The organism is Kocuria sp. CNJ-770, assembly GCF_001942375.1.
Classification (GTDB): Bacteria; Actinomycetota; Actinomycetes; order Actinomycetales; family Micrococcaceae; genus Kocuria; species Kocuria oceani.
On record NZ_MKJW01000048.1, the window covers coordinates 1 to 1,915 of the forward strand.

Sequence of the window (1,915 nt, forward strand, 5' to 3'; positions counted from 1 at the left end):
CCGTCGGTGCAGCAGGAGCCGGAGGAGGACGAGGAGGAGTCCGGAGTGACGCAGATGCTGCGGGTCGTGGAGCAGATCAATCGGGAGGACCGGGCGTACTGGGACGAGGTGGCCCGGCAGGAGGCCGAGCAGGACTGACCCTGGGCGGCCCTGAGCTTGCGGCTGGGCGCTTCGTCCCGCGCACCCAGGACGACTTGGCCCCCTCTGGTGCGCAGGCGAGGTTCAGGGCCAACCTCGCAGCCCTGCGCGTACTACGTGCTTTGCAGGCCGAGGAGCGGGCAGTCACCGAGACTGAGCGGGTCACCTTGGCCCGGTGGGGGTCCTGGGGTGCCAGTGGGGTCGCGGAAGTCTTCGACGAGTCCCGCACCGAGTACGAGGTCGAGCGGGCCGAACTGCGCGAGCTGCTGGATGAGGCCGAGTACACGGCCGCACGGCGGACGGTGATCAATGCCCACTACACCGACCCGGCGATCGCCACCGAGGTCTGGGGCGCCTGAGCGGGCTGGGGTTCCAGGGCGGGGCGGTGCTGGAGCCGGGCTCTGGTGTCGGCACCTTCATCGGCCTGGCGCCTGAGGGGACGCAGATGACCGGGGTGGAGCTGGACCCGGTGACCGCGGCGATCTCCCAGGCCATCTACCCAGAAGCCACCATCCGCACCGAGTCCTTCGCCGACACCCGGATGCCCAGCGGGGTCTTCGACGCGGCGGTGGGCAACGTCCCGTTCTCCCGGAACTCTCTGCACGATGCCCGGCACAACGCGGGCGGGCATTCGATGCACAACCACTTCATCCTCAAGTCCCTGGCCCTCACCCGGCCTGGTGGGGTGGTCGGGGTGCTTTCCAGCGCGTTCACCCTGGATGCGCAGAACCCTGCGGCCCGCCGGGAGATGGCGGCGACCGCCGATCTGCTGGGCGCGGTGCGCCTGCCGACAGGGGCCCACCGCCGGGCTGCTGGCACGGACGCGCTGACCGATGTGCTGATCTTCCGCCGCCGCCTGGCCGGGGAGGAGCCGCTGGATCAGTCCTGGGTGGACACCGCCCCGGTGGAGCTGGATGGGCAACGGGGGCGGATGAACGCCTACTTCCTCGAGAACCCTCAGCGGGTACTCGGGCAGCCCACCATCGGCAACGGGATGTACGGCTCCGCCACGCTCACCGTGCGCGCTGAGGACCTGACTGTCACCGGGGACCGGCTGCACGAGCAGTTGGCGGAGATCACCGGGCAGGCGGTGGCGGCTGGGCGCGGGATGGCCGAACGCACGGGGAAGCAGGAGCTCGAGGCGGCGGCTCTGATCCCGGCCGGTGAGCAGGAGCAGATCGGGCACATCACCGACCGCGGGGCCGAGGGATTCACCCAGGTCACCGTGGACGGGATGCACGCACCATTGAAAGTGGCCCGCACCCGCCACTCCGAACTGCGTGCCCTCCTGGGATTGCGCGATGCCGCACGGGCCGTGCTGAGCCTGGAGGCCGCCAACGTCGAGGACACCCCGGAGCTCGACGCGATGCGCGAGCAGCTGCGGGACAGTTACCTGGACTACTACGACCGCTACGGGCCGATCAACCGGTTCACCGAACGCCGCACCGGTAAATACGACGAGGCGGGGGCGGACATCCTGGCCCGCGTCACCCCGCCGGCGGTGGCCCTGCTGGGCGACGACCCGTTCGGACCGCTGGTGCTGGCCCTGGAGCACTTCGACGAGGGCACCCGCACCGCGGCCCCGGCCGGTCTGCTGTCTCAGCGTCAGGTACAACCGCGCCGGCCCGTGCTCGGGGTGGACACCCCCGATGAGGCCCTGGCCGTCACCCTCGACACGCTCGGTGCGGTGGAGCTGGCCAACATCGCCGGGCTGCTGGGCACCGACGAGGCGTCGGCGCGGGAGTCCCTCGGGGAGCTGGTCTACGAGATGCCCGGG

1 protein-coding gene and 1 pseudogene are annotated in these 1,915 nt (G+C 71.0%); both read left to right on the forward strand.

From position 1 onward, the window contains the following. Nucleotides 1-305 precede the first annotated feature (305 nt). Nucleotides 306-497 carry a hypothetical protein gene (locus BJF77_RS02405; protein ID WP_158041164.1) on the forward strand — a complete coding sequence of 64 codons (192 nt, stop codon included), beginning with the start codon at nucleotides 306-308 and terminating at the stop codon, nucleotides 495-497. Nucleotides 498-583: 86 nt separating this feature from the next. Then, a pseudogene (locus BJF77_RS02410) lies at nucleotides 584-1,915 on the forward strand (helicase); the annotation flags it as partial.